This is a genomic window from Burkholderia sp. Ax-1724, from assembly GCF_011752995.1.
In the GTDB taxonomy this organism is placed as follows: domain Bacteria; phylum Pseudomonadota; class Gammaproteobacteria; order Burkholderiales; family Burkholderiaceae; genus Paraburkholderia.
In genome coordinates this window covers 1-25,902 of the sequence record NZ_VWWL01000026.1, presented here as the reverse complement: position 1 = coordinate 25,902, position 25,902 = coordinate 1, and the positions used below count along the sequence as shown (strand labels likewise).

24 protein-coding genes and 3 pseudogenes are annotated in these 25,902 nt (G+C 61.7%); 6 read left to right on the top strand and 21 right to left on the bottom strand.

The genetic code is table 11. From position 1 onward, the window contains the following. Positions 1–60: 60 nt before the first annotated feature. Positions 61–786, top strand: a complete 726-nt coding sequence (locus tag F3J19_RS26850; RefSeq protein WP_167048647.1) for a helix-turn-helix transcriptional regulator — start codon at positions 61–63, stop codon at positions 784–786. A 500-nt stretch (positions 787–1,286) separates the two neighbouring features. Here F3J19_RS26850 and F3J19_RS26845 read toward each other — a convergent pair whose 3' ends face one another. From F3J19_RS26845 to F3J19_RS26805, 9 genes and pseudogenes are all read right to left on the bottom strand, one after another. Beyond that, positions 1,287–1,472 (bottom strand): YadA C-terminal domain-containing protein, encoded by a 186-nt coding sequence (locus F3J19_RS26845; RefSeq protein WP_275692082.1) that lies wholly within the window; start codon positions 1,470–1,472, stop codon positions 1,287–1,289. 95 nt (positions 1,473–1,567) lie between these two features. After that, positions 1,568–1,788, bottom strand: a pseudogene (locus F3J19_RS32810) (hypothetical protein); the annotation flags it as partial. A 313-nt stretch (positions 1,789–2,101) separates the two neighbouring features. Next, on the bottom strand, positions 2,102–2,548 hold the full coding sequence (locus tag F3J19_RS26835; RefSeq protein WP_167048503.1) for an SRPBCC family protein: 447 nt from the start codon (positions 2,546–2,548) through the stop codon (positions 2,102–2,104). Positions 2,549–2,660: 112 nt separating this feature from the next. Continuing rightward, entirely contained in the window at positions 2,661–3,053 is a 393-nt protein-coding gene (locus F3J19_RS32805) for a VOC family protein (protein ID WP_167048645.1), read from the bottom strand. Between the two features lie 114 nt (positions 3,054–3,167). Continuing rightward, positions 3,168–4,013, bottom strand: a pseudogene (locus F3J19_RS32800) (DMT family transporter); the annotation flags it as partial. Between the two features lie 153 nt (positions 4,014–4,166). Beyond that, on the bottom strand, positions 4,167–5,186 hold the full coding sequence (locus tag F3J19_RS26820) for an alpha/beta hydrolase (RefSeq protein WP_167048501.1): 1,020 nt from the start codon (positions 5,184–5,186) through the stop codon (positions 4,167–4,169). Beyond that, positions 5,183–6,577 (bottom strand): MFS transporter, encoded by a 1,395-nt coding sequence (locus tag F3J19_RS26815; RefSeq protein ID WP_167048499.1) that lies wholly within the window; start codon positions 6,575–6,577, stop codon positions 5,183–5,185. The genes F3J19_RS26820 and F3J19_RS26815 overlap by 4 nt, the downstream gene beginning before the upstream one ends. Further along, positions 6,574–7,722, bottom strand: coding sequence for an alpha/beta hydrolase (locus F3J19_RS26810; RefSeq protein ID WP_240159266.1), 1,149 nt, complete (start codon positions 7,720–7,722; stop codon positions 6,574–6,576). The genes F3J19_RS26815 and F3J19_RS26810 overlap by 4 nt, the downstream gene beginning before the upstream one ends. A gap of 62 nt (positions 7,723–7,784) precedes the next feature. After that, positions 7,785–8,906: a porin gene (locus F3J19_RS26805; RefSeq protein ID WP_345889868.1), complete on the bottom strand. Its 1,122-nt coding sequence runs from the start codon at positions 8,904–8,906 to the stop codon at positions 7,785–7,787. A 176-nt stretch (positions 8,907–9,082) separates the two neighbouring features. Here F3J19_RS26805 and F3J19_RS26800 point away from each other — a divergent pair, with 176 nt between their 5' ends. Further along, positions 9,083–10,006, top strand: a complete 924-nt coding sequence (locus F3J19_RS26800) for a LysR family transcriptional regulator (RefSeq protein WP_167048497.1) — start codon at positions 9,083–9,085, stop codon at positions 10,004–10,006. 134 nt (positions 10,007–10,140) lie between these two features. Then, on the top strand, positions 10,141–10,533 hold the full coding sequence (locus F3J19_RS26795; RefSeq protein WP_167048495.1) for a VOC family protein: 393 nt from the start codon (positions 10,141–10,143) through the stop codon (positions 10,531–10,533). A 36-nt stretch (positions 10,534–10,569) separates the two neighbouring features. On the opposite strand, the gene F3J19_RS26790 is transcribed toward F3J19_RS26795, so the two are convergent. Genes F3J19_RS26790 through F3J19_RS26770 form a run of 5 tightly spaced genes read right to left on the bottom strand, consistent with a single transcriptional unit; the run spans position 10,570 to position 15,247 of the window. Then, positions 10,570–11,472: a transporter substrate-binding domain-containing protein gene (locus tag F3J19_RS26790; RefSeq protein WP_167048493.1), complete on the bottom strand. Its 903-nt coding sequence runs from the start codon at positions 11,470–11,472 to the stop codon at positions 10,570–10,572. Positions 11,473–11,513: 41 nt separating this feature from the next. After that, positions 11,514–12,719 (bottom strand): aminotransferase class I/II-fold pyridoxal phosphate-dependent enzyme, encoded by a 1,206-nt coding sequence (locus F3J19_RS26785; protein WP_167048491.1) that lies wholly within the window; start codon positions 12,717–12,719, stop codon positions 11,514–11,516. Between the two features lie 39 nt (positions 12,720–12,758). Beyond that, positions 12,759–13,439, bottom strand: coding sequence for an RraA family protein (locus tag F3J19_RS26780; RefSeq protein ID WP_167048489.1), 681 nt, complete (start codon positions 13,437–13,439; stop codon positions 12,759–12,761). 33 nt (positions 13,440–13,472) lie between these two features. Beyond that, positions 13,473–13,973, bottom strand: coding sequence for an alpha-IPM isomerase (locus F3J19_RS26775; RefSeq protein WP_167048487.1), 501 nt, complete (start codon positions 13,971–13,973; stop codon positions 13,473–13,475). Beyond that, positions 13,970–15,247 (bottom strand): aconitase/3-isopropylmalate dehydratase large subunit family protein, encoded by a 1,278-nt coding sequence (locus tag F3J19_RS26770; RefSeq protein ID WP_167048485.1) that lies wholly within the window; start codon positions 15,245–15,247, stop codon positions 13,970–13,972. The genes F3J19_RS26775 and F3J19_RS26770 overlap by 4 nt, the downstream gene beginning before the upstream one ends. Positions 15,248–15,497: 250 nt before the next feature. Here F3J19_RS26770 and F3J19_RS26765 point away from each other — a divergent pair, with 250 nt between their 5' ends. Further along, the gene (locus tag F3J19_RS26765) at positions 15,498–16,421 is read left to right on the top strand and encodes a LysR family transcriptional regulator (protein WP_167048483.1); all 924 of its coding nucleotides are present in this window, start codon (positions 15,498–15,500) and stop codon (positions 16,419–16,421) included. A gap of 136 nt (positions 16,422–16,557) precedes the next feature. After that, positions 16,558–17,361 (top strand): transporter substrate-binding domain-containing protein, encoded by an 804-nt coding sequence (locus tag F3J19_RS26760; protein ID WP_167048481.1) that lies wholly within the window; start codon positions 16,558–16,560, stop codon positions 17,359–17,361. A 236-nt stretch (positions 17,362–17,597) separates the two neighbouring features. Here F3J19_RS26760 and F3J19_RS26755 read toward each other — a convergent pair whose 3' ends face one another. From F3J19_RS26755 to F3J19_RS26740, 4 genes are all read right to left on the bottom strand, one after another. Beyond that, a complete protein-coding gene (locus tag F3J19_RS26755; RefSeq protein WP_167048479.1) occupies positions 17,598–18,014 on the bottom strand; it encodes a VOC family protein in 417 nt (138 codons plus the stop codon). Next, complete coding sequence (locus tag F3J19_RS26750; RefSeq protein WP_167048477.1) at positions 18,011–18,550, bottom strand: AraC family transcriptional regulator; 540 nt, start codon at positions 18,548–18,550, stop codon at positions 18,011–18,013. The genes F3J19_RS26755 and F3J19_RS26750 overlap by 4 nt, the downstream gene beginning before the upstream one ends. A 47-nt stretch (positions 18,551–18,597) precedes the next feature. After that, positions 18,598–19,671: an AI-2E family transporter gene (locus tag F3J19_RS26745; RefSeq protein WP_167048475.1), complete on the bottom strand. Its 1,074-nt coding sequence runs from the start codon at positions 19,669–19,671 to the stop codon at positions 18,598–18,600. Between the two features lie 296 nt (positions 19,672–19,967). Continuing rightward, complete coding sequence (locus tag F3J19_RS26740) at positions 19,968–20,756, bottom strand: hypothetical protein (RefSeq protein ID WP_167048473.1); 789 nt, start codon at positions 20,754–20,756, stop codon at positions 19,968–19,970. Positions 20,757–21,072: 316 nt separating this feature from the next. Between F3J19_RS26740 and F3J19_RS26735 the strand changes: the two genes are divergently transcribed. Continuing rightward, complete coding sequence (locus F3J19_RS26735) at positions 21,073–22,668, top strand: phospholipase D family protein (protein ID WP_167048471.1); 1,596 nt, start codon at positions 21,073–21,075, stop codon at positions 22,666–22,668. A gap of 141 nt (positions 22,669–22,809) precedes the next feature. On the opposite strand, the gene F3J19_RS26730 is transcribed toward F3J19_RS26735, so the two are convergent. The 3 genes and pseudogenes from F3J19_RS26730 to F3J19_RS26720 form a co-directional block, all read right to left on the bottom strand. Continuing rightward, on the bottom strand, positions 22,810–23,277 hold the full coding sequence (locus F3J19_RS26730; protein WP_167048639.1) for a hypothetical protein: 468 nt from the start codon (positions 23,275–23,277) through the stop codon (positions 22,810–22,812). Positions 23,278–23,575: 298 nt separating this feature from the next. Next, positions 23,576–23,959 (bottom strand): SHOCT domain-containing protein, encoded by a 384-nt coding sequence (locus tag F3J19_RS26725; RefSeq protein WP_167048469.1) that lies wholly within the window; start codon positions 23,957–23,959, stop codon positions 23,576–23,578. 1,826 nt (positions 23,960–25,785) lie between these two features. Then, positions 25,786–25,902, bottom strand: a pseudogene (locus F3J19_RS26720) (IS5/IS1182 family transposase); the annotation flags it as partial.

The following is a 25,902-nucleotide window of genomic DNA, read 5'->3' as shown; positions in this document are numbered from 1 at the left end:
CGCGGCGCGACCGACACGCCTGTCGCGCCCAACGCTCACGTGCCGTTCGAAAGCACGCCGATGCCGGTCTCGGCGATGGCGGCCTGGTATCCGCACGGCACCGTGATTGCCGCGCACCGGCATCGGCGCGCGCAGTTGCTGTATGCAATCGAAGGCGTCATGCAGGTCGAATCGGCGACCGGCTCGTGGGTCGTGCCGCCGACGCGCGGCGTGTGGCTCGAACCGGAAGTCGACCATTCGGTACAGATGAGCGGTGACGTGAAGATGCGCACGGTATTCGTCGAGCCGGGCGCGGCCACGCATCTGCCGGCGCGCAGTTGCGTGGTCGAAGTGCATCCGCTATTGCGCGAGCTGATTCTCGCGGCGATCGACATACCGCTCGACTACGCGGCAGGCTCGCGCGACGATCATCTGATGCAGTTGCTGCTCGCGGAGTTGAATGCGGTGCCGTTGCTGCCGCTTTATTTGCCGTGGCCCGCCGAGCGTCGGCTGCGTGAAGTCTGCGACAGTCTGCTCGCCGCCCCCGACGACAACCGCACGATCGGCGCATGGGCACGCACGCTCGACGTATCGGAGAAGACTTTTCAGCGCTGGTTTCAGCGCGAAACCGGTATCACGTTCGGACGCTGGCGTCAGCAGGCGCGTCTGCTGCTCGCGTTGAAGCACCTCGCTCATGGAGAGAAGATCATCGCAGTCGCGATGAATCACGGCTACACGAGCCAGAGTGCGTTCGCCGCGATGTTCAAACGGCACTTCGGGGTCGTGCCGTCGGCGTTTTACGCGTAGTGGCGCGTGGGACCAGCGAGGGCTCGACGGCGACCGTGCGCTGTATCCCCGAATGCTGACGCATGCACGCGTCGGCGCGCGGTCTGTGCAATCTGGGGGGGCCCGCTTTCTTCGCAATCTTCTTTGCAAGCTTGGGGTTGGATGGGGAAGTTTGAGGTTGACGCATAGCGGGCTTGACCGTTAGTTGCGTTAAAAAGTAAGCGTCTCTTGCCCCCCATAGATGCCCTTCACTGTTCGACTGGTATGCCATGTGTCGTCAGGGGCGATCTGCACCGAGCCTGGCTCTCTCAGATCAGGCCCATGCCGCGACCGAATGCGACGCACTGCTGACGGCCTCGATCGGCTTCGATCTCTCACGCAGACAAGCTCGCAAGAATCCGTGAAAAATCGACACGCTTGCCGATGCCCGGAAAAACTCGCAACGCCAGTCGACGTGCAACCCTTGCTGCGCGTCGACTGGTGCACCGGGCCTGGCTTGTGATCCGATTAATGGACGCCGCTCACCACTGCATCGCCGCCCCCACGCCAACTGTCGTCCCCGCCGCGCTGGTGCCAAAGCCGGCCTTGACCTTGATGCTCTCGGAAATGCGAGCCGTTCCGCCAATGGCAACGGCCTGATATCCCCGATAGCCGGCGGTGCCCACTCCCAATGAAAGCGTCTTGCCCGGATCGACTTCGGGAATCATGGTCAAGGCCGTCGCCGCGACAATGCCGGCATACGCATAGCGCGCGGTCGAATTGATTCCGTCCTGCAGTTGGGCGGCACGCTGGTCTGTGTAGGCAGCTTCGCCGTACCTCGTTGAGTCAGCGTGCCGTATCCTGACCAGTCCAGGCTTGCCGCAAACCTGCCGCTGCCGTGTCTGAATCATGCACACCGAACACAATACATCCGGCCTTACTTGCCATTGTCGGCTCCGGCAGCACGCATAGCGCTCCCGCCCCGACCATTTCCAATGCGCCACCGACGATCTGAAGTCCGCCCCAGAGCCGATTGGAGAGCATCTCCGCCTAGCTGATCGACTGGCGAGCCAGAACTGCCGCCAGTTGAGGTGCACTCAGTACGACACTCACGCCACTCGAGTCCTCATTTGACATTCACATACCCCTGTCGTTATTCAGGCAGCCACATTAGCCGCCAGGCACAGGGGTATGGAATGGGCGCAGGATGATTTTTCAGACTTCTTTGTGCGATTAGCGATAAGCCGCCGCGCGACACAGCAGTGCAGTAGTCCTCATATAGCCTATCGACGAAAACAAATAGAACCGCGTCATCTACCGCGACCAGTAGAACAGCACCTGATACCTGCAGACAACATCAATCAGGAATCTCCGGCTCAACCAGCTTCGCCAGTTGCGCCAGCGACTCCTGCCAGCCGAGGTAGCACATCTCGGTGGGAATAACCTCGGGAATACCTTCCTGCACGATGTTGACTTCGGTGCCGCACAACACCTGCCGCAACGAAATCGTCGTGTTCATCTCGCCGGGCAGATTCGGATCGTCGAAACGATCGGAGTAGCGAATCTTCTCGAACGGCACCAGCTCGACATACTCGCCGCCGAACGAGTGGCCGTTGCCCGAGCCGAAATTGCGGAAAGACATCTTGTACGTGCCGCCGACCCGCGCATCCATGTGATGAACCTGACACGTGAATCCGTACGGTGGAAGCCACTTCGCTATCGCATCGGGTTCGAGAAACGCGCGATAGATCCGTTCGGGCGTCGAGCGCAAGACGCGATGGAATTTAACGGTTCCGGTAGCCATGATGAGTTCGCCTTTCACGAGAGGGGTTGAACATACTCTCACGACGAGCCGGCGCTGCGGAGATCGACACCGCGAAGACCAGGAGAAACCCGTAGATACGTCTTACGCGCGTCTAATTCCGCGCGAGCGTTTGCCCGATCACGAAGCGGTGTCCCTCGGGTGTCGCGACGACGAATTCACGCATGGCGTACGGACGGTCCATCGGCGGCTGAAGAATACGCGCGCCTTTTTGCACGAGTTCTTCATGGAGAGCGTCCACGTCGTCGACTTCCATGTAACCGAAGTAGCTGTGATCGCCGATCGCGGACGGCGCTAGCGCGCCTGGACATGAGCCGAGCATGATCCGCACCTGCCCTCTCGACACGAGACGCCAGTCGGATGCGTCGGCCCATTCCTCGCGAAAGCCGAGCACGTCACGGAAATACGCCGCGCTACGGTCGAGGTCCTGGACTGCGAGGACATAGGCGAATGGCCTCAAGGTACTCGCGTTGTTCTGCTCCGACATGAAGGTGTCTCCGCACGGCAAGTGCGATGCGATTGCGCCGGGAGCGCGCGAACCAGGGCGATCAGCCGGACACGCTCGAAACGCACGCTTACGTACTACGCACCAAGCCAGCCGAAGCTTCCTTGTCGCGAGCGCAGTACCCACGAGAATGATCACACAGCCGATGAGTATCCTCGGCGTAATCTTCTCGTCGAGAAACAACGCGCCCCACGCCACGCCGAAGAGCGGAATCAGAAACGTCACCGACGCCGCATAGGCCGCCCCGACATGCTCGACCAGCCGGAAAAACAGCACGTAGGCAAAGCCCGTGCAAAGCATGCCCAGCGCGGCCACGCACAGCCACGTCAGCGGCATGACCGAATGCCGCGGCCATGACAGCAGCGCCAGAGGAATCAATACGATCGAGGCGAAGAACTGGCTGCCGAAAGCCACGACAAGCGGCCGAATACCCGCGAGGCGACGTTTGGAGTAGTTGACGGCAAAGCCGTAGAACAAGGTTGCGAGCAGCGCCGCGGCAATCGCCGGCGTGGCGCCCTGGATGCCCGCACTGAGCGTGTCCCACACCAGAATCACGACGCCGATGAGGCCCAGCAACAAACCGGGAAGCTGCCCGCGCATCATCGGAGACTGGAACAGCGTGGCGGCGATCAATGCGGCCCACAGCGGTGTGGTCGCGTTCAGTACCGAATCGAGCCCGGCGTTCAGATACAGCGTCGAATAAGCAAGCAGGCAAAACGGAATCGCGGAATTGGTCAGGCCGACGATAAACAACGGCCACCATCTCGCACGAAATTGCTGACGTGCTTCGGCGGCACGCAATGCCGGTATCAAAACCAGCGCGGCAATGCCGACCCGAAGCGCGATCAAGGCAATCGGCCCGAATTCGGGCGTCGCGACGCGCATGAACAGAAATGAAGCGCCCCAGATTGCCGCAAGCAGAAAGAGTTCGATAAGGTTCATGGCGCCGGAATCGGGTTGACGGGGACGGTCATGACTCGACTGTAGCGGAAGCGCGGCGACGACTCTGGCCGGATTCGGACATGTGCATCACCACGCACTTCGCCGCGCCTCTCAAGCAGCGCCTCTCAAGCAGCGCCTCTCAAGTAGCGACCCTCAGGCCCCTCGAACCGGTTCCCCAAACAATGCCGCCAGCCCGGCAGGCGAGCCGAATACCGCGTCGGCGTCGTGCCCCGCGCCGTCGATCTCGATCGTGCGGTGAGCGAAACCCTGCGGGTGCCGCTCGCCCATGTAGCGCGTATAGGCGCGGCCGCGCGCGAGGCGATGCGGTCCCTGGGCGAGCGCGGCACAGGAGCGGTCCAGTGCCGGGTGTGCCGGATCGCAGTCGTTAGCGCCCAGCAGCAAGGTCACGTCGCGATGCACATAGGCGGCTTCCAGCGCGGCGGCATCCGGCAGCGCGTTGCCGTCGCGGGCATAGGCCGGCAGTTCGTCGAGGCCGTATTTCCAGCGGTTGAAGCCGGCGCAATGCGCCTCGTCGTAGCGGGCGAAGCAGCTCGTGCCGAGCGGGCGCTGCGTATCGAAGTACACATAGGACGACGGATTGGCGATCACATAGCGCAGCGCCACGCCGCGCCCGGCGAGGGCCGCGTCGCCGCGCACCAGCACCGCGTAGCGCTGTACCACCTGGCCGCCACCCGAGTGGCCGGCAACCACGACTTCGCGCAAGTCCGGAAACTTCCGCGGGTCGGCCAGTTGGGCCAGCACCGTGTCGAGTACGTCGAAGGAACTGAGCGGGGCTGGCGCCAGCGCCGTGCCGCCGCCCATCCAGTCGATCCACTCCCAGCGCAACGTGGACGCCGGCAGATGGTGTGCGTCGACGTCGGCGGCAGCGAGGAATTGCGGCACGATCAGCAGCGTGTCCACCGAATTGCGGCCCGCGCGCGTCCGTGCGCGATGCGCCAGCTGGAAATACGCATCCGCGTTGCGCAAACGGCCGTGAATCAGAATCACCGCGCGCTCGACACCCGGCTGCGGCGCATTCCATTCGCCGGTCGCAAACAGCGGCACCGTGCCGCTGCCGCCCCTCGCCTCGACGGTCAGGTGCTGGGGAGCGACGACGCTAACAGGTCGTTCGTTGGGCGCGCGCTCGTCGTTCGCGGACAAAAACTCGGTCATGCAGGAGGGCTCCTTTTGGCCGCCGAAGCGGTCAGGCTGTCCGGTTCGCCGAGCCTGGCGCCGTACGGGCCGCGCCGGGCCCCGTAGACCAGCGCAAGCGAGACGAAGCCGGCAAAGATCAGATAGAACGCGGGCGTCAGGCTGCTGCCGGTGAGCCGCGTGAGCCAGGTCACGGTTAGCGGCGCGAGGCCGCCGAACAGCGTGACCGCGACGTTGTACGACAGCGCCACGCCGGACGAGCGGCTGCGCACCGGGAAGAGCATCGCCAGCATGCCGGGATGCGCGCCCGACATCGCCGCGAGAAAGACCGTCGACACGATCTGGGCGAACAGCAAACGCTCGGCCGAAGGCGCCGAGACCACGAAGGCGAACAGCGGCCACGCGCAGAGCATCCACGCGATGGTGACCGGATAGAACAGCCGGTAGGGGCCGTAGCGGTCAGCGAGTCGCCCGGACAGCGGAAACAGGAACAGGTTCAGCACGCCGCTAAGGAACGCTCCGCGCAACGCCACCGCCAGCGGCAGATGCAACTGCCGCTCGACATAGACGGCCAGGTACGAATGCCACACGTAGTTGGTGGCGGCGCCCACCGCGATCACCCCCATCGCGCAAATCGCGGCGCGGCCGTTGTTGCGGAAGAACTGCCGCAACGAGACGCGCGGCGGCGGCGCTCCGTTCTCGCGCAACTGCTGGAACTCCGGCGATTCGGCCACGTGATGGCGGATATAGAAACCGATCGGTCCGGCCAGCACACCGCACAGAAAGGGCACACGCCAACCCCATGCCACCAGTTGCTCATGGCTCAGCCAGGAAGTCAACAGATAGCCGGCCCCCGAAGACAGCAGCAGCGCAAACGCCTGGGCCGACATGTTGAAGCTGCCGTAGAACATCTTGCGGCCCGGCGGCGCGTACTCGACCAGCATGGCCGACGCGGTCGCGAACTGGCCGCCCACCGAAAGCCCCTGCAGCACGCGTGCCAGAACGACCAGCGCCGGCGCGGCAAGGCCGATGCGGGCGTAGCCTGGCGTCAGCCCCATCAGCAAGGTGCTGCTCGCCATCGAGATAATCAGCAGCGAGAGCGCCCGGCTGCGCCCCACACGGTCCGCATACATGCCCAGCAGGATGCCGCCGAGCGGCCGCACGCAAAAGCCGATCGCGAAGGTGGCGAAGGTCAGCATCAGCGACAGATAGCCGGTGCCGGTCGGAAAGAACACCTGGGCGATGATCTTCGAGAAATAGCCGTAAATCAGGAAGTCGAACCATTCGAGACCGTTGCCGAGCACCGACGCGAAGATGGCCCGCCGCACCATGGCCCGCGACATGGGTGCGGCGCCGCTGCCCGACGCCGTGCCCGCCGATGCGATGCCGGCTTCATTGCTGGCGGCGCTCATGGCTTGCACCCCGGCGTATCGTAGATGGCCGCCAACGCGCAGACCGAACCGAGCATGCGCGCGCCGTCATGGCCCACGCCGGGCACCACGTGGAAGCTCTGGTTCAGGCCCTGCGGATGGCGCATCTGCAAATAGCGAAAATACCCTTCGGCGCGCGCGACGCGCTGAGGCCCCTGGGCCTCGGCCGAACAGCTCTGGTCGAGCGCCTTCTGTTGCGGATCGTTATCGTCGCCGCCGACGAGGTAGTAGACGCGCCGCGTCGCATAAGTCGCTTCGAGTTGCGCGGCGGTGCGCTCGCTCAGATAGGCGGGACGCTTTTCCATGCCGTACTTCCAGTCGTTGAACGCGGGACAGGCCGCCGCGTTGCCGAAGGGCGCCGGCTTGCCGTCGGCATCGGGCCGCTCGGCATCGAAATAGGCATACGACGACGGACTCGAAATCACATAGCGCACGTCGATGTTCTCCTTCGCGAGCAAGCCCGATTCGCGCGCGGCCACGGCATAGCGCTGCACCACCTGGCCGCCGCCCGAGTGGCCGGCGAAGACCACGTGCCGCAGGTTCGGAAAGCGCGTGCGGTCGGCGAGGCGCTCGACAATCGCATCGAGCACCGCATAGGAGCTGAGCGGCGCCGGAGCCACGGCGTTGTCGCCGGCCATCCAGCCGTTCTGGTCCCAGCGCAGCAGATCGGCGGGTTCGTCGCGCATGCCGAAATCGAGCGTGGCGAGAAATTGCGGCGCGATCAGCAGCGTGCCGTCGACATTCGCGCCGCTCTCCCGCGCCGCCTCGCGCGCCTTCTCCGCGCTGCGGAAATAGGTGTAGGCGTTGCGCAGCTTGCCGTGAATGACGATCACGGCTCGCGTCACCTGCGGCTGCGGCTGGTTCCAGTCGAGCGACAGATAGAGCGGAAATTCCGCCCGGCCGGCCGGCGTGCCGGGTAGGTCGACCGGCATCCGCGTGTCGGCGATGCGCGACACGGGGCGCAGATGCGGGTTGTAGACGTGAGCCGGGTCGGCCAGCACCGCGCGGGCAGGCAGGCTGTAGGCGCCGGCAAGTACGGCCGCGGCGGCAACGGTTGCCGTCATCGACGCGGCGAAACGGCGAGGCGAAAGACGACGCGAACGACGATGGAATGGAACGCGGATCATGCGGGCTAACTCCTTCGAGGCGTCTCGCGACAGGCAGGACGCACCAGACGACGAGCAAAAAATCAGAACTTGTGGAACATGCCGATCGTCACGCCGGTCTGGTTCGGGCCAAAGGCGGTGTTATCGGTCGTGCCGACCGGCGTATAGCTGCCGTCCGCAAAACGGGTGGCCTGCGCGTAGGCGACCGTCGCATAGAGCGAGGTGCGTTTGGACAGCGCGTATTGTGTACTGAGCACGCCCATCCACGCATTCGACGTGCCGGGCACGCTGTTCTGCTCGTAATAGTAAGCGGCGGTCAGTTTCAGGCGACGCGCCACCGGATAACGCACACCGCCCCACCACAGCGCCTGGACCTGCGAGCTGCTCTTCGTCGGCGTGTACAGATAGTGTTCGTAGCCGGCCAGCAGGCGAGCCCGGCCGATGTCCTGGCGAACCGAGAAGCTCAGGTTGCGCGAGCGGGTCCAAGTGTTGCTCGAATTGATCGCGCCGTTGCGGTAATCGTAGGCAACCGCCGCGCCGAACGAGCCGCCGTCGTAGTCGAGACCGGCGCCGTAGGCCGCGCTGCTCTGGAACGATGCCGCGTCGCCGCCGAAGCTGTAAGCGGCAATCGCGGTGAGACCGCGGAAGCTGCCCACGTACTTGACCGAGTTGTTGTTGCGCGCGCGGAACGCAAAGCTGTCCTGCGAGCCGGTGGTCGGAAACCACGTGTATTGCTGCGCGAACATCATCGGATCGTAGCGCAGCAGGATGTCGTACATCGGGGTGTACTGCAGACCGAACGACAACGAGCCGTAGTGGTCGTTGGACAGACCCACCGCCGCCGTGCGGTTGAATATCGTGTTGGCGCTGGCGAAGGAGCCGTCGTTGGAATTGAAACCCGACTCGAGCACGAACCAGACCGAATTGCCGCCGCCGAGCGGCTCGGTCCCGCGAATGCCGAAGCGCGAATTGTGGATGCCGCCGGAATTCATCTGCACCAGCGAGCCGCCCTTGCTGCCCGCATGCGACAGAAATTCGACGTTGGCGTCGATCACGCCATACAGGGTGACCGAGCCGGGACCTGCCTCGGACGAACCGCTGGCGAGCGCCAGCGCCGGATCAGTCTCCTCGGCCTGGGCATGAGCGAGCGGAGCGACGGCCCAGCCGGCGAGCGCCAGAGCGGTAGCGATACAGGTCTTTTTCACGGGGGATCTCCTTGAATTGTTATCGGATGCCGCGACAGACACGCCTGCCGCGGGCTTGAGTTCACAAAATCGCAGCCATCCTAGCGTCGGCAGATATAGATGTAAAATACATATTTAATGAGGTTCGTATATTTATTAAATATGTCTCGCGACGCATCGTTTCTGGAGACGGGTTGATGGAGCTTCGACATTTGCGCTACTTCCTGGCCGTGGCCGAGGAAGGCCAGTTCACGCGCGCGGCCGAACGGCTGGCGATGCAACAGCCGCCGCTATCGCAGCAGATCCGCCTGCTGGAGGAGGAGGTCGGTTTCGATCTGTTCGTGCGACTGCCGCGCGGCGTGGAGCTCACCGAGGCGGGCAAGGCCTTCGCACAAAACGCGGAACTGGTGTTCGATACCTTGCAGCAGGGCCTCGCGCATGCGCGCCGGATCGCACAGGGCAAGCTGGGCACGATTTCCGTCGGACTCACGAGTTCAGCCGGTTTTCATCCGGCGACGACCGAGGCGATCCGCGCCTTTCGCGCCGCCGAGCCGGGTGTGGAGATCGAACTGGCCGAACTGAACGCGGCGGAGATCATCGAACGGCTGTCGTCGGAGCAGTTGCATGTGGCCTTTCTGCGCAAGCCCGTCGACACACCCGAGGACGTGACCTTCGAGCCGCTGCTGGACGAACCGATGGTGGTCGTATTGCCGGTCGGACACCGGCTACTCGCGGGCATGAAAAAGACGCCGCCGGAGTTGCCGCTCAAGGCGCTCGAACACGAGGACTTCATTCTCGTGCGGCGGCCTGGCGCGCCGGGCATGTATGCGGACATCCTCGCAGCCTGCAAGCGTGCGGGGTTTCTGCCGCGCGTGGCCCGCGAGGTGCCGCGCATGCTGACGGGCATCCATATGGTGGCAGCGGGTTTCGGCGTCACCCTGGTGCCCGCCTCGATGCAGCATTACGAGCATGCGAGCACCGTGTACTGCCGTCTGAACGAAGCGGCGAAACTGACTGCGCCGCTGTATTTCGCCTACCCGACAGTGATCCGGCACAATCCGGCTGCACTGCGTTTCGTCGAGTTTATGAAGACGCAGCGGCGTATGGGGGGGACGGGATAGGCGGTTGGGCGTATCGGCGGGGTGTTGGTTGACGGCGCATTATCTGCACAGGAAGATAGTCGAGAACGCCAACGCATGCTGTCGCATTGCCAGCAACAAACGTCGACTGCCACCGCCCCACCCGGAGCCGCACATTGATCTCGCACATTTTTATCGGCGTCAACGACTTCGACCACGCCTTCGAGTTTTATTCGGCTCTGATGCAGGAACTCGGACACTCGTTGAAATTCTGCGAGCGCGATAAACCTTGGGCCGGCTGGATGGCAACGGATGCACCACGACCGCTCTTCCTTATCGGCAAGCCCTATAACGGAAACGCGGCACGCAGCGGCAACGGTCAAATGATCGCGTTGCTCGCACGTGACAGGCACACGGTCGATCGCGCCTACGCCCGGGCAATCGCCAACGGAGCGACCTGCGAAGGCGCTCCTGGCCTGCGGCCACAGTACCATCCTCACTACTATGGCGCGTACTTCCGCGATGCCGATAACAACAAGCTCTGCCTATGCTGCCACGACGAGCCGTGAAATAACGGACTCATCGCGCGCGCCGTTCCGTTCTGCTCAATCATCCATCGGCCGGTCGTTCGGATGCTCGAACACGGCCTTCATGGTATCGCTCATCGGCATATCGAGGTTGATTCCCTTCGGCGGAATCGGCGACATGAACCACGTTTTGTAGAGCTTTGCGCCTGTGCCGTTCTGCTCGATCTTCGCGATCGTGCGGTCGACGATCGCCTTCATCGCAGTGTCGCCCTTCGGCAACATGCAGGCGATCGCCTCATGCGTCTGCGGCTCGCCGATCACCACATAGTCAGCCGGATTACCCGAAGTCGCCCGCTCGGCAGACAGCACGTCCGAGTCCATAAAGAACGCTTGCGCGCGCCCCGTCTCAAGATTCAGGAACGAGCCGCTGTGATCGCGGGCGGAGATAATCGTGATATTCGCGTGCTTCTCCTCGACGTATTTACGCAGATAGCGCTCCGACGTCGTGCCGGCCGTCACTGCGACCGTCTTGCCATTCAGGTCGTTGAACGAATGAATACCCGAATTGGCTTTGGTCAGCAGCCGGGTTTCCGTGACCGAGATCGTATTGGAGAAGCCGACCTGCTGAGCCCGCTCCTTGTTATTGGTCGTGCCGCCGCACTCCAGATCGATCGTGCCGTTCTGCATCAACGGTATGCGGTTTTGCGCATTGACCGGAATCATCCGCACCTGTAGCGACGGCGCGTTGATTGCCTGCTGAATCTCCTTGACGATTTCCTGCGCGATATCGCGCGAATAACCGACGACTGCCTGATTATTGTCGTAGTACGAATAAGGCAGCGACGACTCGCGGTAGCCGAGCACGATCGTATTGCGCTGCTTGATGTCGGCGAGCCTGCCCGTGAGATCCTGCGCGTGCGCGGCAAACGTCAGGCAGCCGAGCAGCAGTGCCGGAATCGCGCGTTGTATCAGCGTATGCATGTTGTCTCCTTGTCAGCTTTGTTATCAGTTTCAATTCATGCTTATGCCCGCAGCGATTCGCAAGCGAGCGCGATGCGCCGGCAGCCCTCCTGAAGCTGTTCGTACGACGTCGCAAACGAGATCCGGAATGCCGGCGACAAACCGAACGCCGCGCCCTGAATCACGCCGACGTCCTGCGTCTCCAGCAGGTACATGACGAAGTCGCCGTCGTTTTCGATCACGCGTCCGTCCGGCGTGCGTCGTCCTATCACACCTGCGCACGACGGATACACATAGAACGCTCCCGTGGGATTCGGACAATAGAGGCCGTCGATGGCGTTCAGACGCTCCACGACGAGATCGCGCCGCCGCTGGAATTGCGCGCGCCATTCGGCGAGAAAATCCTTCGGACCAGTGAGCGCCGCGAGCGCGGCGGCCTGGCTGATCGCCGAAGGGTTGGTTGTACTTTGCGACTGCAGCTTCGCCATCGCCCCGATCAGCGCCTTCGGGCCACCCGCGAAGCCGATGCGCCAGCCCGTCATCGCATAGGCCTTCGAAACGCCGTTGACGGTCAACGTACGTTCCTGAAGATGAGGGTTGCACTGCGCGAACGTTGCGAATTTGAAGCCATCGTAAATCAGATGCTCGTAGACGTCGTCGGTCAGAATCCAGACGTGCGGATGGCGGCTCAGTACTTCGCCGAGCGCCGCCAGTTCGCTTTCGGTGTACGACGCCCCGGTCGGATTGCATGGCGAATTCAGCACGAGCCATTTCGTGCGCGGCGTGATCGCGGCTTCCAGTTGCGCGGGCGTCATCTTGTAGGCGCTGCCGACATCGCATTCGACAATCACGGGACGTCCGCCATTGAGCAGCACCATGTCCGGATACGACACCCAGTAAGGTGCCGGCACGATGACCTCGTCGCCCTTATCGACGGTGCAGGTCAGCGCATTGAAGATGACCTGCTTGCCGCCATTGCCGACGCTCACTTCATCCTGCGCAAACACCAGGCCGTTCTCGCGCTCGAACTTCTCGCGAATCGCGCGCTTCAATTCAGGCGTACCGTCGACGACCGTATAACGCGTCTTGCCGCTTTTCATCGCGTCATAAGCCGCTTCGATGATATGCGGCGGCGTGTCGAAGTCGGGCTCGCCGACGGTCAGCCCGATAATCTCGCGTCCCGCTGCCCGCAACTCTTTCACCCGCGCGGTCGCCATCGAACTCGGCGACGGTTTGATCCGTTCGAGGCGTGCTGCAATCAGTTTCATGTCGATTCCTTCATGTCGATGCTTTTTTTCTTTGCGTGCTTATGCGATCACACCCTGCTCTTTCAGGTACGCGTCGATCCAGCCGCGCTTGTCCTGCCCCGCCAGAATCGCCTCTTTGCGCTGCTGTTCGCGCTTTGCCTGCGCGCGCGCCGCCTCGAGTACCGCGTCGAGCCGATTCGCAGGCACGGCGACGAGTCCGTCTTCATCGCCGACGATCAGATCGCCCGCCTCGATCACGAGACCGCCGATCGCGACCGGCACATTGATTTCGCCAGGGCCTTCCTTGAACGGACCGCGATGCGTATTGCCGCGCGCGAAGCACGGAAAATCGGCGGCATGGAAGGCCGCCACGTCGCGAATCGCACCGTCGATCACAAAGCCGGCCACGCCACGTACCTGCGCGTGCATCTGCATCAGTTCGCCGACCAGCGCCTGCGTCACCTCCGCGCCGCCGTCGACGACGATCACGTCACCGGGCTCGGCGATATCGATCGCCTTGTGAATCATCAGGTTGTCGCCCGGACGCACCTTGACCGTCAGCGCGCGGCCGACCAGCTTTTTCTCGCGGTGATAGCGCCGCAATCCGATCACGCCGCACAAGCGGTACATGTTGTCGCTGATATGCGGCGTGACGATCGCTCTGAACGCCTCGATCGTGGCAGCCGGAATCGATGCCGACATCGGCAATATCCGGAATCCTAAATTGTTGGAATGGCTCATGGATTGACTCCTGAATACGCTCGAATAGGAAAATCAGAAACTCGGATTTCGCAGCAGATACGGCACGAGTCCACCCGCATCGAGAATCGCGAGCATGTCTCGCGCGATCGGCGCCGCCTGCAAAGGTTCCGTCATGCCTTCGCATCGCACGATCACCTGCTCGCCCAGTTCGATGGACAGCGCGGCGCCCTCGGCAATGCGGCTCGTGTCGCACTCGATCGGATAAAGCCCGTTGTTCACCGCGTTACGGAAATAGGTGCGAGCGAAACTCTGTGCAAGCACGACCTTGATGCCGGCACCGACGACCGCCGTCACCGCGACTTCCATCGCCGAACCGCAACCGAAGTTCTTGCCCGCGACGACGATGTCGCCCGCACGCACCGACGCCGCGAATTCAGGCGCGATCGTCTCGAACAGATACTGTTTCAGGACCGCGGGATCGAGTGATTCCCGCTTGCGTCGCGAAGAAATGATGTAGTCAGTATTGACGTCGTCGCCGAAGCGCCGCGCCATGCCGTTGATCGAAGTTGTCATCGTGATTGATGTCCGACAAGGAGCATTCTGGGGCTCGCGATGTGGCCGGCGATCGCGCTTGCCGCACACACCTCGGGCGACGCAAGAAAAATATTCGCGGTCGGATTGCCCATGCGGCCTTTGAAGTTGCGGTTCGCGGTTGAAATCACGTTCGCGCCGTCCTCGGGAATCGCACCGCTCGTGCCACAGCACGCGCCGCAGCCGGGCGTGACGATCACCGCGCCGAGCGCGATCAGTTCGGCCAGTTCGCCGCCCTGCGTCAGCTCCAGCAGCACCTCGCGCGAAGCCGGTGTCACGACCAGTTGCACGCCGCTCGCCGGCTGGCCGAATTCACGGAACACGCCGAGCGCCTGACGAAAGTCTTTCGTGCGCCCGCCGGTGCAGGTGCCGAGAAACACCATCTGCACCGGCGTCGCGTCGAGCGTTTCGACACGCACGTTGCCGGACACCTGATGCGGCACCGCGACAAACGGTTCGAGCGACGCGAGATCGATGTCGAGCGTGCCGGAATAGATTGCGTCCGCGTCAGCGTGCAGCGCGCCCGACAGATCATCCACGCGGCCTTCGAGGTAACGGCGACACGCCTCGTCGTAGGGAAAAATCGCGTTCTTCGCACCGAGTTCGACCGACATATTGGCGACCACGAGACGATCCTCGAAATCGAGGCTCTGCACGCCGTCGCCGGCGAATTCGAGCGTCTCGTAGGTCGCGCCGTCGGTGCCGAGCAATTGCGCGAGATATAGCGCGAGGTCCTTCGGATAGACGCCTTGCGCGAGCCGGCCATGCAATCTCACGCGAATCGATGCGGGAACCTTCAACCAGACCTTGCCGGTTTTCATCACCCCCGCGAGGTCGGACGAACCGATCCCGGTCGCAAAGCAGTTCGCCGCGCCATACGTGACCGAATGGCTATCCGCGCCGACGAGCAGGCGGCCCGGCGCGGCAAAACCCTTTTCGACGACGAGTTGATGGCCGATCCCCTCGCCGACATCGAATAAGGGTATGCCCTGTTCTTTCGCAAAGCGCCGGATGCCGGCCTGCAGCAATGCCGCTTTCGGACTCGGCGCAGGCGCGTAGTGATCCAGCGCGAAAAGCAGCCTGCGAGGCGCGTGCACACGTTCGCCGCCCATCGCGGCGAAGTAGTCCATCGCCATCGGAATCGAGCCGTCGGTGCCCAGCGCGTAATCGACCTCGCAGATCACGACGTCGCCCGCGCTCACGTCGCGGCCCGATTTCGCCGACAGAATCTTTTCCGACAGGTTTTTTCCCGACATAGCTCGATCTCGCCGATAAACTCAGCATCGACCCGACGGTCGACGCGACATGGGCACAGTATCGCAAAGACACCCATCGGGAACACGGAGTAATCGGCATCGCGACCCATGAAAAAAATTCCTGGTTCGGCAAGGCCTGCGGCCATGGCCGCGGCCTCGCCACTTGCCAGAAAACCCCTCGGCAACCGATACTGTGCATCATTGCCGAACCGGCGCGAACGCCGGCCCCACACCCTGTATTCCGACCTCAGTGATCACACTCAAGCAGCTCGAAGCGGTCTACTGGGTGGCTCGCCTTGGAACGTTCGCGGCCGCCGCCGATCGCCTTCATACGACGCAATCGGCCATCTCGAAGCGCGTCAACGAACTCGAGGTTTTTTTCTCGACGCCGCTGTTCGACCGCAGCCACCGCACGCCGCGCCTGACGCCGAAAGGCCGCGATCTGCTCGACACGGCGGAAGAAATGCTGCAGTCGCGTGACCGCCTGCTCGAACGGATGGGCAAGCAGGTCGAAGAAGTGCGGCGTTTGCGCATCGGCATTACCGAGCTGATCGCGCTGACGTTCCTGCCGCGACTCGTGCGCGAGATGCGGCTCGCCTATCCGGCGGTTTCGTTCGAGCCTGAAATCGACGTCAGCACGAAACTGACGTCGCGGCTGCTGGCCGGCGAGATTGATTTCATCATCGCACCGACCGCGATCAGAACAGCGCGCTTCTCATCGATACCGCTGCGCAAACTGCATCTCGCGTGGATGGCGAGTCCGTCGCTCGTCGGCGAAGCACGCACGCTGTCACTCGATGAAATCGCCGCGTGGCCGATCCTGATGCAGGCGGGCACGTCGGGCGTCGATGCGATCTACGAGCGCTGGTTCGAATCTCACAACGTATCGATTCGCCGCGCGTTCGCGGGCAACAGCCTGATCTCGCTGTGTTCGCTGACGATCGCGGGCGTCGGCATCAGCTATCTGCCATCGCTTTATTTCTCGGACTTCGTTCGGCAAGGCGAACTCGCGGTACTGCATTCGACGCCCGAGTTGCCGGCCGTGCGCTACTACGCGGTCTATCGCAATGACGGGCCGCTGCCGCTCTACTCGCATGTGGCGAGCCTCACGCGCGAATTCTGCGACTTTTCGAAGCCGGATTTTCATCCGCCGGTGAATAGCCGGAGCGCTTGAGGCTCCCAACGCAGGCCGCCTATTTTTAAAGTGCTACGATAAATCCCGTGACTCGCCGTATTCCCGCACAACGTGTGGAATCGTTGCGTCGTGCAGCCCGATACTCAAGCAAAGTCAAGCACAGAGGAGACACTCCATGAAATTCTCGAAGCTGCTGCTCATCAACGCGCTGGCTCTCTCGGCCCTCGGCTTTACCGCCGTTGCCGCTCATGCCGAAGACCTGCTCGATAGCGTCAAACAGGCTGGCGTTCTGAAGATCGGTCTCGAAGGCACCTATCCGCCGTTCGACTCGCGCAACAAGGACGGCGAGCTCGAAGGCTTCGACGTCGACGTCGCCAAGGCCGTGGCAGCGAAGCTCGGCGTGAAGCCGGTGTTTATTCCGACCGAATGGAGCGGCATTATCGCGGCGCTGCAAAGCGGCAAGTTCGACGTCATCGTCAACCAGGTCACCATTACGCCGCAACGCAAACAGATTGTCGATTTCAGCCAGCCGTACACGTACTCGGCCGCGCAATTGATCCAGCGCGCCGACGACAAGCGCGAGTTCAAATCGCTCGACGAATTCAAGGGCGACAAGAAGATCGGCGTGACGCTCGGCACGAACTACGACCAGATGGCGCGAGCCGTGCCGGGCATCAACGTGCTGACTTATCCGGGCGCGCCCGAAAAGCTGCGCGATCTCGCCGCCAAACGTATCGACGCGACGATCGACGACCGGCTCATGCTGCCGTACATCATCAAGAACTCGCAGTTACCGCTGCGCACGGGTGCGGTGCTGAAAGGAGCCGATCAGGAGATGGGCATCCCTTTCCGCAAGGACAACCCGAAGTTCGCGAAAGCGCTCGACGATGCGCTAACGCAGATGAAGCAGGACGGTACGCTGAAAAAGATCTCGATGCACTGGTTCGGCACCGACGTGACCCAGCCTGTCGCGCAGTAACTTTCTGAATCTGGTTCGGGTCACGCACCTGCGCCGATCTCTGCCTGACGATCGGCGCAGATACACGGTCTGTTCACTCCCGCCCCTCTCCCGCAGCAGCGCCAGCGACCAACGCTGCCAACGCCCCGACGAACGGCGCGCGACGGTCAGACGCCGGCCATACCGTATCCGCTGACCGCCTGCGTGGTCAGCAACATCCGACTAGCGGCACCCAGGCATCCACGCGCGACTCGCGCTCACTTCGTGCCCGCCGGCGCCTGGACCATCTTCCATCCGTTGCCGGCCGGATCGCGGAAACCGGCATCGACACTGCCGAAGCGATCCGTCGGTTCCTGGGTGAATTCGACGCCGCGCGCTTTCATCTGCTCGTAGCTCGCGCGGCAATCCGCGACGGAAAGAACGAGCGGCGGCATTGCCCCTTTCGCGACCATCGCACGCAGCGTTTGCGCGGTGGCCTCATCGTGAATCGGCGGCCCCGGCGTGAACAGGCCGAGCTGAAACGATGGCTGCTCCGGATGCTGGACAGTGAGCCAGCGGTACGAACCGTTGCGCACGTCCGTGTGAACGCGGAATCCGAGCTTGTCGACGTAGAAAGCGAGCGCTTCGTCCTGATTGTCGACATACAGGCCGACCACATTGATACCCTGATTCATGACACCTCCCTGGTTGAGGGCTCGACTGTATCGTCGGCGTCGCGGCGGCGCTTCTCCAAAACTGCGATCGTGAGATCGGGACGTTGCGCGGCCTTCAGCACACAGGCGGGCACACATTCGAGCCGCGACTGGCTGGCTCTCGCCTCGACGCGCATCTCGCCGGGACTGCGGCCCGTGATGTCGCGAAAGATACGGCCGAAGGTGCCGAGGCTTTCCCAACCGGTCGCGAAAGCGATGTCGGTGATGCCGAGGTCGGTATCGCGCAATAGCGTGACCGCCTGCTCGATACGCCGTGTCAACAGATAGCGATGCGGCGGAACGCCGAAAGCCCGCTTGAACGAGCGCGCGAAATGCGCTTCCGACACGCCGCTGACTTCGGCGAGCCGCCGCACCGGCCACGCCTCGTGCGAAGCGGCGTCCATGCGGTCTTTGGCGCGCAACAGCCGGCGCAACAGCGCCGGGGCTTCGAGCGCGCCGGCGCTGGCCTGTGCCTCGGTGGACGGTGGAAGATCGTGATGGTCTCGACGACGGGGCATGAGTTCGAACGAGCGACGCTGACAGTAAGCGGTAAGTTTAGCTCGTCTCAAGCCGTCCGCTGCCCCTTACCATAAGCAAGCCGGCCGTTCTTCGACAGCAACACCGCAACCGGTCTCGTCATGTCGAACTCGGAGAAAATGATCGTCACGCTGACGGTAATCGGCACCGCCAGAAAAGCGCCCGGCACACCCCACAGCGCCGACCACATCGCCATGCTCGCGAGGATCGCAAACGGACTCAGGTTCAGCGAGTTGCCCGTCATATACGGGTCGAGGATGTTGCCGATCACAAAGTGAATCGCGGTTAGCGAAAGCAACACGATCAGTATCGAGTTCAGATCGCCGAACTGCAGCACCGACATGAGCACCGGAAACACGATCGCGAGTACCGAGCCGATATACGGCACGTAGTTGAGCAGCGCGGTCAGCACAGCCCACAGCCCCGCGAATTCGAGGCCGACGCTGCGCATCGCGAACCAGCAGATCACGCCGAGCAGCACGCCGAGAAACGTCTTCAGCGCGAGATAAGCACCGATGCGCCGGTTGATGTCAGTGACGACGGCCCTGATCCGCGCCGCGTTGGTCGAATTCGCGGTCATGTTCGCGAGCTTTTCGCCGAACGTGCTGCGCTCCACCAGCAGAAAGCTCGCATACAGCACGATCACGAAGAGGTCGATGATGACCGACGACAGCGACGTGAGCATGCCGGTCACGACCGCCTGAATGTTCAGCTGCGTGAGCATGTTCCGCCGCAGCGACTCCCAGGTCGGCTCGCTGTCGAGTTGCAGCAGCACCGAGATCTTGTGGATCATCACGAGAACCGAGTCCTGGTAGCGCGGCGCCAATGCGACGAGCGCATCGTAATTCGCGACGAGCATGTCGACCACGAAGAAGATCGCCGCCGCGATCAGGAACATCGAAAGACCGTAGCGCAACTGCACCGGCAAGCGCGGGCCGATCACCGGAATGCGTTGCAGCAGACGTGTGAAATCGACGACCACATAGACCGCGATTGCGCCGAACACGATAGGAACGAACACCGCGCGGCCGATATACAGCACCCAGCCCACAATCAGCAGCAGCACCACCACGCATACGGACGCCTGCAATCTGTCGGTCATCGGTCAGTGCTCCATTGATCCGCAAATGGTTCGCTTCGGGGTCCACGGTACGATCGGCTCGCATGGCTGTCGAACGGCGGACAGCACCGATATTCGCATATAACGATGACGGACACGGCACGGAGTACACGATGCCGCAACGTCAGCCGTACCCGATACGCCGACGCGCGATCGTCATCGCGAACTCGCCGCCGCGCTGCGGGCGCAAAGGCGTGCGCAAGACGCGCTCGAGGGCAAAAGCCCGGCGAATTACGCCGCAAATTGCGTGGCCGAGCGCGTGGCGACCGTGCGCGGCATCAACGCGGCGGGCCCGTGCGACCGATGCCGCCCGGACGCCGCGAGCCGATCCCCGTGGCAGAACGCGACGCGACATTCGCGACCAGAATCATCGATGCACCGGCAAGCCCACTCGACACATGCTTCAATGCATGGCCCGCGATCATGTGATGCGTCAGCTCCCAGATCTGCCAATCGAGACTTTCGAAAATTTTCGCAATGCCATAGAAAACGATCACGAGCATCCACGCGAACACACCGTTCACCTTGCGCGTGAGCGTCATGCCGACGATCAGCATGAGCCCGCCGAATTGCAGAATCGCATAAGGCCACAGGCTGTTGAAGACGAGCCAGTAGGCAACGGTCGCCGGCGATACGACGACCATGATCAGCATCTGCGTCCAGCCCACGCGCTCTCCGGTGGCCGAGGTCCATAGCATCGCGAGGATGCCGGCGAACACGATCGTCATCGGCAGACGGTCCCACACAAGCGTCGCATCGGTCGGCGCCATGTGATAGTAGGCCGAACCAAATGCCGTCAGGAGCAGCCCGAACGCGGCGACGACCATGCCGGGGAATTGCGCCGGCTGATTCGACGCATGCCGCTTCACCCAGCCAAGACAAAGAATGCCGGCGAGCAGAATGACGAGATTCGACAATACGTCCGATGCGTTATGCAGTGAGCCAAGCGAACGTTGATCGGCAAAGTGGTGATAGGCGGCGGGCTGCGCGAGCGGCCATATCGTCTGCAACACCGTGCCCACCACGAATAGCATGACGCTGCCAAGCAGCAAGCGGGAAATCTTCACGTTGCTCGACTCCGGAATGGGCGAAACGCTCGATGGACGCTCACGCAAACATTGACGCGCAGCGGCTCGAACGTTACCCGGGTTGCTCCCCGTTCGAATTCGCACGGCCTGCCCGTATCATCGGACAAACCGGTCCGCGCAACAAGACCGTTTTGCCGGCACCGATTGCTCTGCGGCCATAGTATTCTGCTCGTTCCCGGCAAGACGGCATGCGGAACATGCATGCAAGGCGCCGGGTGCGGCAGGCAGTGCTGGCGCGATGTTTTCATGTGTAAAACCAGCGGGTCACGATGATCCAGAGGAATCCCTGAACTCCATGCAACGGCAGAAACATGACCCGTCCTATTCGCGCCGCCCGTCTCGTCACTGGCCGGGCGTCATGCCCACGCTCCTGCTATGTGCGAGTCTGCTCGGCGGCTGTGCGTTGCCGTCGCTCGACAACCGCACGGAATCGAGCGCGTTGACGCCCACGCAAGCTGCCGCAACCGATCTGGGCCGCGCGGTTGCTCCCGAGCTGGCCGCGCATGCTGGCTTCGCAGGCATCTATCCGCTAGAGGATGCACACGTGGCGTTCGCTGCCCGCATGGACCTGATCCGCTCGGCGCAGCGTACGCTCGACATCCAGTACTACATCTGGCGCGACGATCTGACCGGTACGCTGCTGCTCGAACAGATCCACGAGGCCGCGGACCGCGGCGTACGCGTGCGGCTGCTGCTCGACGATCTCGGCATTCCTTCCGCGCTCGACCCGACGCTCGCGGCGCTCGACGCGCATCCGAACATCGAGGTGCGGCTCTTCAATCCGTTCGTCGTGCGCAGCCCGAAATTTCTCGGCTTTCTGACGGACTTTTCGCGCGCGAACCGGCGCATGCACAACAAGTCGCTGACGGCCGACAGCACCGCCACGATTCTCGGCGGCCGCAATATCGGCGACGAGTACTTCGATGCAACCGACGGCGTGGTCTTCGCGGACCTCGACGTGCTAGCCGTCGGGCCGGCCGCGGCCGACGTTTCCCGCGACTTCGACCGCTATTGGGCGAGCGCGTCGGCTTATCCGGTCGAGCGGATTCTGCCGCACGAGAGCGTCGACCAGTTGGCCGAACTCGAACGCAAGGCACACGCCATCGAGCAGCAACCCGCGGCGGCCGCCTACATGGACGCGCTGCGCGGCCCGCACGTCGTGCAGAAGATGCTCGACGACACGCTGCGATTCGACTGGGCGAAAACGCACATGATCAGCGACGACCCCGCGAAAGGTCTCAACAACGCGCCGCCCGAAGCCCTGATTCCCAATCAGATGCGTGAAGTGCTCGGCGAGCCCTCGCGGGAAATCGACCTCGTGTCGCCGTATTTCGTGCCGGCGCGTACCGGCACACAGTATCTGACCGACCTCGCCGCGAAAGGCGTCGAGGTGCGCGTGCTCACGAACGCGCTCGAAGCGACAGATGTGGCCGCCGTTCACTCGGGCTATATGAAGCGGCGCGTCGAATTGCTGAAGAACGACGTCCACCTGTACGAATTGCGGCGCGTGCCGGGCACGCCCAGCAAGAAAGAACCGTCACCGGGGCCATTCGGCAGCTCGGGGTCGAGCCTGCATGCGAAGACTTTCGTGGTCGACTCGCAACGGGTTTTTGTCGGCTCGTTCAATTTCGACCCGCGCTCGGCTTACCTCAACACGGAACTCGGTCTCGTGATCGACAGCCCCGAACTGGCGGCTCAGGTGGACAAGACGTTTCTCGCGCTGCTGCCGAAAGTCGCGTACGTCGTGAAGCTCGACGAAAACGGCAAGCTCTACTGGATCGAACGCAACAGCGACACCGAAATCCGCCATGACGTCGAGCCGAATACGACCTGGTATGGCCGGCTCGGGGTGTGGATGCTATCGGTTCTGCCGATCGAATCGCTGCTATAGCAGCGGCGCAGAGACTCGCGGAAAGACTCAGCGAGATGCACGAGCGCGATGGATCATCATCAATATAGCCAGGCATTTCGCCAAATGCCTGGCCTCTGAATCATCACTGAACCGCTGCATCGCGAGAATCATGACGAACGCTCAGAAGCGCCGCACATCGGGATCACGCAATGGGTCAGGCGTGCGCGCCGTTTCGCGCAAAACACCGCTGGTATCGAACGAGAAATTGAACAGCAGCTGCGTAATGTTGTTTTCGGTGTAACGGTACGACCACACTTCGCGTTGCGAGAGGCGGAAGAACTGCGTTTGCACGGGCCGGCCGAAATTGATCAGCACGTCGTCGCGCGTCCATTTGCCGATTTCCGCGCGATTGAATTCGCGAATCTGCGAGACCTGACGCACGTTCACGATCTTGCCCGATGCGTCGATGTCGGCGGCCACGGTGGTCGAGCCCATCGGCTGCGTCGGCCACATGAGCCGGCGGCCGCCATTCGGCAACTCATAGACTTCGCGCGGCGGCCCCATCCTCGCAATGATCGCGGACTGATCCTGACCGGCCTCGAATTGCTGCCACGGCTGCGCACAGGCCGCCAGCAGCAACGCTGCCATGCACGTCACTGCCGCGCGACGCAAAGTCACGGACGCGCGCGCGGTACGCGTGACAAAGTCGGGAACGTGGGCAAGGCGGCGGATCGACATGGATTTCTCCCGTTACGCTCAGTCATGCAGATCGCGCATGAGAGGCGTGTGATGTGTGTGAAAGTCACGCCACCTGACAGGTCTCGTGCTAGGCCTCATGACGGCCCTCGACGATCGCGCTGGCACGGCGCGAGGCCGGCAACGAACCCCACCATGAATGACAGGAAGAACCCCCGCGCACCCATGGCGGTTATGCAGCAGGCGAGGCTTACTGCACGAGCTTGGCGCGCAGACGCGCGTGCTCTTCAGCCGAAATCGAACCGGACGCCTTGAGCTTGTCGAGCTTTTCCAGTTCGTCCGCCACACTGAAGCCGACGACCTGGCGCAGGTCTTCGCGCACCTGTTTGGCACGCGCCTGATCGCGCTCGGCCATGCCGCGATGTTGCGTGAGCAGATACGCGAAGATGCCGATATACGGCAGGATGATCAGGAAAATCACCCAGAGAACTTTGCCCCATCCCGAAACATCGTGGCGGCGGAACAGGTCGCTCGAGACCGTAATAAGCAGCCAGAACCACAGGATAAACATGAAGATGGAAAAAACGTCGGCCAGGAAATTCGGGAAGGTGAAACCATCATTAAAGAAAAGCATCCTTGTTCTCCAGTCATTCCGGTTGCAATTGAAAGGCTTGACGTATTTCGAGCTAGTGATTACCTGCTATGGATCATGCATATAGTCATGCATAGCAGCATTGAAATTTACCATGAGAGTATCTCGACTGAGCACGCGATTCGATACGCATTGCATGAAAATTGCGTATCGGCCTGAGATGGTCCACATGAATTCACTAAATTCACAAACGCATTATCCATCTCGTCTCCTTGCGTCGCTCGACGTAAGCCGTTAATGCCGACCCTTTTTAATATTTATAGCGTAGATCGACACGATAGCGCGAGGATTTTTTTGAGGTTTCCGATTCATTTTGCATTGAATTCCACTCTCCCCTGAGGTCACGTTCGCCTCATTGCACAAGTGTGTATTCCTGCTCGAACGTTGCGTGGAAACAGTAAAGATATGGCGAGAAATCAGCGCAGGCCACGCATGCGTTAAACACTTACCCGTCGACGTTTGTGCTTGGTCTGGCGGCTGGGATCCGTACCATACGCATCGGCGAATTTCTTCGCCGGCGCTCGAAACCTGAAAGATCGGTTCGGCCCGAGGTGTAGAAGAAGTACTGATAGGTGGCTGCCTGCTGGAGGCACTGCATGAATCGGATTTTGTCCGGGTGGAGTATGGTTTTGCGCCAGTGACGGTTTTCTAAATTATAAATTAACCCAACTAATAATCTGTATCGGAAATCTATTTTTACATTATCAGTACGTGTTCTTTTTGATCCGTGATGCTCACGGAGATTGGTGGCATTGTCTTATGCGCAATGCGATATGTACACTGCGCATTGCGATATGTGCATTGTGCAGTGTACATAGGCGCTCGTAGCGGCCGTTCGTCAGGCTGCGACGGGGACAACATAAGAGACAACACTACTGTCAAGATGGTTTCTCGAGCGTAAAATTGGTCGCCGAAGGCGACATAATAAATAGTGCGAATCCCGTCGACGAATCAGGCAACGTGTTCGGATTTTATCAGTGGGCCAGAGGGTTCGTTGCACCATATTGTACAACGAACCCCCTCAATCCACGCTTAAACCATTGTGCAACGAACCCCCCTCAACACTGACCATTTGAGACTGGCGAAGCTGGCATCCGGACAGTTTCAACTGCATCTCCTCCTCAGGGTTTTGAACCCCATCTCCAGTGTCGTGAGTTAGAAGTTCGTTGAACAATTTGCTGCTTGTAGTGCCGTGTAGTGAATGCCACGGACACGAAGAGGGGGCAATAAGCGGAAAACCTAAGGCAGCCCGTGGGTCAGGATTCCGTGCAAATCAACACCGATCCGTCCTGGCAGACTACCGCGCCCTGAGTTTCAACGATGCTTGCGGAGTGGAGCCGCACTGCCCCGCTCCGCATAAATGTGTAACTGGAAATCTGGAAATAAAGGCCGCCGCCGTCAGCGTAATAACCGGAATCGACCAATTTGGCGGAGCGCAGTGTCGACAGCCGATGAAGTTGCCTAGATTGAGATTCCGCAATTCCCCCCACTTTCACCCCGACCTGATGGGTTGATTCCGTCGGTATGAGGCGAAAGCAGCAACAAGCCCCCAACCTTGCTGTTCCAGGGCTTTGGGGGTCTGATGGAACCGGGCGGATTTTCCCGGACCGCCTACTGGCGGAGACGTCACATCACAACATCGGGTGTCGCCGTCACAGCGGAGTTGCGCTTATACGACAGGCCGTCGTTTTTTTCAAGGCAACCGCAGGCAAGTACATCAATGATGTACATTGCTAATAGACAGAATATAAAAATATGTTTTAAATCAATCAATTAAAACTTAAATTCCAGTCCTCTCCTAGAGCGTGTTAGGCACTTTGGATAATGGGCACGGCATGAACAAGCATGAGCATAGCGAAGACGACGAAATGCAAGCCTGCCAGGGTTTCGGGCAGGCGTTCGTAGTCGCGTGCCAGTCGCCGGAA